This is a genomic window from Mesorhizobium sp. M7A.F.Ca.CA.003.01.2.1 (genome assembly GCF_003998945.1).
Taxonomy (GTDB): domain Bacteria; phylum Pseudomonadota; class Alphaproteobacteria; order Rhizobiales; family Rhizobiaceae; genus Mesorhizobium; species Mesorhizobium ciceri.
Window position 1 is genome coordinate 1 of sequence record NZ_RZRA01000520.1, and the last position, 3,977, is coordinate 3,977.

The 3,977-nt window shown below is 64.6% G+C and carries 3 protein-coding genes; all 3 read right to left on the reverse strand.

Annotation, left to right across the window (positions count from 1 at the left end):
• Positions 1-81 precede the first annotated feature (81 nt).
• A complete protein-coding gene (locus EN969_RS20190; protein WP_013533036.1) occupies positions 82-1,092 on the reverse strand; it encodes a C-terminal binding protein in 1,011 nt (336 codons plus the stop codon).
• A gap of 2 nt (positions 1,093-1,094) precedes the next feature.
• Entirely contained in the window at positions 1,095-2,453 is a 1,359-nt protein-coding gene (locus tag EN969_RS20195; protein ID WP_063167535.1) for an aspartate aminotransferase family protein, read from the reverse strand.
• Between the two features lie 72 nt (positions 2,454-2,525).
• Positions 2,526-3,962: a phosphonoacetaldehyde dehydrogenase gene (gene phnY, locus EN969_RS20200; RefSeq protein ID WP_127419335.1), complete on the reverse strand. Its 1,437-nt coding sequence runs from the start codon at positions 3,960-3,962 to the stop codon at positions 2,526-2,528.
• Between the last annotated feature and the right edge of the window lie 15 nt (positions 3,963-3,977).

The window sequence follows — 3,977 nt, forward strand, 5'->3', positions numbered from 1 at the left end:
TCATGGAACTGTCGCAACGCTGGCCTGGCTTCGATTCCGGCCTCGCGGAAGGCCCGCGATTGGGTGCAGAGATGGTGATGGTCAGCCAAATGAAACCCCAGATGTCTGCGCCCGCAGCCGCGGGTCGAACGAACGAACGGTAACCGGCCGGCCTTCGAGAATTTCGAAGCAGCGCGCGAGCGTGTCGTCTTCGAGCCGGCGCATGGCCCCCTGCGTGAAGAAGGTGAGATGCGGAAACAGGATGACGTTGTCGCGGCCGAACAGCGCGCTCATCGGATGGCCCGATTTGGCCAGCGGCTCGACCGAATAGACGTCGAGCCCGGCGCCGCCGATGCGCCCCGAGATGATCGCCTCGACAAGGGCGGCCTCGTCGATCAGCGCGCCGCGCGAGACGTTGACGATGATAGCGGAAGGCTTCAGGCAAGCGAGCTCGGCTTCACCAATCAAGCCGCGCGTCCTGTCGTTCAGCACGCAGTGGAGGGAAACGAAATCGCAGGCGCGCAGCATGACGTGGAGGTCTTCTACCTTCTCGATGCCGGCGGTGCGCATGGTTGCGACATCGACACCGGGATCGAAGCCGAGAACGCGCGCATGAAATCCTTGGCCTGCCATGCGCGCCATGCTGCGGCCGATCTTGCCGCAGCCGACGAGCCCAAGCGTGGCGCCGGACATGTCGCGCCCCAGCCAGCGTTGCTCGGGCCAGATCCAACCATCACGTGACACCGCCGCGGTGATGGAGGGCAGCCGCTTGGCCAGCGCGATCATCAGCGCGAAGGCGCCTTCGGCGACGGTTTCCTCAGCATAATCCGGCACGTTGACAACGGGAATGCCACGCCGCATCGCGGCGGGGATGTCGATGGCATCGACGCCGACGCCATATTTGACAATGCCGTTCAATCTGGGAGCCGCCTCGATCACCCGTGCGGTGATCGGCGTGTAGCACATCAGCAAAAGATCGGCGTCCGCAACGGCCTGCATGAGATCAGCTTCGGGGATGCCGTCCGGCAGCGTCACCAGTTCGACCCCCCTCGCCCGCAAGCCGGCGTCGATGCCGGGACATTCGAGTTCGCGGTCGGTGCGCACGGCCTTCACGGTCAGGCCGCCAGCACCGTGCGCTCGACAATGTCGAGCGCGCCGTCGAGGTCGGTTTTCGAAATGACCAGCGGCGGCGACAGCGTCAACACGTTGCCTTGGCTGATCTTGAAGCTCAGCCCCTGTTCAAGGCAAGCATAGAAGACGCGCTCGGCGAGATCGCGTGCCGGCTGGCGCGTATCGCGATCCTCGACGAGCTCGACGCCGACCATCAGTCCCCTGCCCCTGACGTCGCCGACATGGGGCGAGCGCGCCATCAGGTGCTGCATGCGCCCTAGCATGTGCCGACCGAGTTCGGCCGCGCGCTCGACCAGCCCTTCCTCCAGGATGATGTCGATCGTCGTCAATGCGGCGCGGGTCGTCACCGGGTTCTTCTCGTGGGTGTAGTGGCCGATCGCGAAGCCACCGGTGACGTCGAGATCGCGGCGCGCGATGATGGCGGCGATCGGCAGGACGCCGCCGCCGAGCGACTTGCCGAGGACGACGATGTCAGGCGTCACATCATCATGCTCGTGCGCGAAGAATTTGCCGGTCTTGCCAAGGCCGGTCGGGATCTCGTCGAAGATCAAGAGCGTGCCGTGCCGGTCGCAGGCCTCGCGCACCCGCTTCCAGAAGCCTGGCGGCGGCGGGTTTGGCGTCGCCCGCATCGGTTCGGCGACGACCGCCGCCACGTCCTGCTCGCGGCCAAGGACGTAGGCAATCATGTTGGCGCAGGCGAGGCCCGATGCTTCCAGGGAATCGTGGCCATAGGGGCAGCGATAGCCGTCCCAAGGCGCGACGTGCTCGGTGCCGGTCATCATCGGGCCTGATATGTGCGAGCGGAAGGTCGCCTCGCCACCAACGCTTGCTGCGCCGAAGCCGGCGCCATGGAACGCATCCCAGAACGACACCGTCTTGAAGCGGCCGGTCGCGGCGCGGGCGATCTTCAGCGCGACCTCGATGGCGTCCGAGCCGCCGGTGGTGAACAGCACTTTGCCGAGATTGCCGGGCGCCAATGCCGCCAGCTTCTCGGCCAGTTCGACGGCGGGCTCACAGGTGAAACGGCGCGGCGCAAAGCAGAGCTGATCGAGCTGCTTCTTGATGGCGGCCACAAGCCTCGGGTGGCCATAGCCGAGGTGATGGACGCTGTTGCCGTGGAAATCCATGAAGCGGCGACCGGCGGTGTCCTCGATCCAGATGCCTTGCGCCTTGGCGATCGTCGACAAACAGGGGCTGGACAGGCTCTGGTGCATGAAGGCGGCCGCGTCGCGATCGAGCAGGCCGCGGATCCGCGGATCGCCCTGCCCGGCATCCCAGCGACCGCGAGCCGCTGTGGTGTTGGAATCGCCTTCGGTGTGCACAAGTTCAGATATCGCGGCCATCATGGTCTCCGAAATGCGAATGAGGGAGCGGCGAACGCTCCCTCGATTGTTCTATCCGTCAATGCCGTCCGGTCAGGACCAGGGCAGCGAAAATGTCTTCACATTGGTGTAGCTCTTCATCGCTTCGATGACGCCTTCCTTGTAGCCGTTGCCCGAATCCTTGATGCCGCCGAAGGGCGACATCTCGATGCGATAGCCCGGCACTTCCCAGATGTTGACGGTGCCGACCTGAAGGCCGGCGATGTATTTCTGCATGCGCGGAAAAGAGTTGGTGCAGACGCCCGACGACAGGCCGAAGGCGGTCGAGTTGGAGAGCGCAATCAACGCCTCGTCATCGTCCGGCGCACGCACGATCGGGATGATCGGCCCGAAGGTTTCTTCCATGACCAGCTCGGATGTATGCGGCACGCGATCGACGACGATCGGCGGCAGCAACGCGCCCTGACGACCCGGATTGTAGAGGATTTCGGCGCCTTGCTCGGCAGCCATGTGGACGCGGGCTTCGAACAGCGCCGCCGCCTTCTCGTGCACGACGGTGCCAAGGTCGGTCGCGCGGTCCATCGGATCGCCGAAGCGGATCTTCTTCGCCCGCTCCAGCACCAGCGGCACGAAGCGGTCGGCGACGCTTTCCTGGACCAGGATGCGCTTGACCGCCGTGCAGCGCTGGCCGGAGTTTTTCGTCGCTCCGGCCACTGCTAGGTCCGCCGCCTTTGCCAGATCCTCGTCCGACAAATCGTTGAGGATGATCAGCGGGTCGTTGCCGCCGAGCTCCAGCACCTGGCGCTTGTAGCCGGCGGTGCGGGCGATCATCTTGCCGACCGGCACGCCGCCGGTGAAGGTGATCAGGTCGATGTTTTCATTGGTGATCATCTCGTTGCCGATATCGGCCGGCCAGCCGGTCACCACCGACAGCATTTCAGGCGGCAAACCGGCTTCATAGAGAATGTCGGCCAAGAGAAGCGCCGTCATCGGCGTCAGTTCGGTCGGCTTGACCACCACGCAATTGTTGGTGGCGATCGCCGGCGCCACCTTGTGCGAGACCATGTTGAGCGGATGATTGAACGGCGTGATCGCCGAGATCGCCTTCAACGGCTCGCGAGTGGTGAAGATCTTGCGCGCCTTCCCGTGCGGGGTGAGGTCGCAGGAGAAGATCTGCCCGTCATCCTGGATGCACATCTGCGCCGACAGCGTGAACACGTCATAGGCACGGCCGACCTCATAGAGCGAGTCCGTCTTGGAGATGCCGAGCTCGAGCGTGATGAGATCGGAGATTTCATCGCGGCGCGAGGCCAATGCCTCGGCGGTGCGGAACAGTATCTGCTGACGCTCGTAGCGGGTCAGCTTCGATTTGTAGCCGGCGGCGATCTCGAATGCCTGGCGGGCGTGATCGGCGCGGCCGGCCGGAACGGTGCCGATGACGGTGTCGTTCCAGGGATAGCGAACCTCGACGACGCCTTCGGCATCGACTCGTCTGCCGGCGATGCGCATCGGCTCGTGGCGAACTTTGATGGCGGGGTCGAGCTT

Excerpts from the sequence above, each read along its gene's own strand:
- EN969_RS20195 (WP_063167535.1), bottom strand. The coding sequence starts at position 2,453 with ATGGCCGCGATATCTGAACTTGTGCACACCGAAGGCGATTCCAACACC.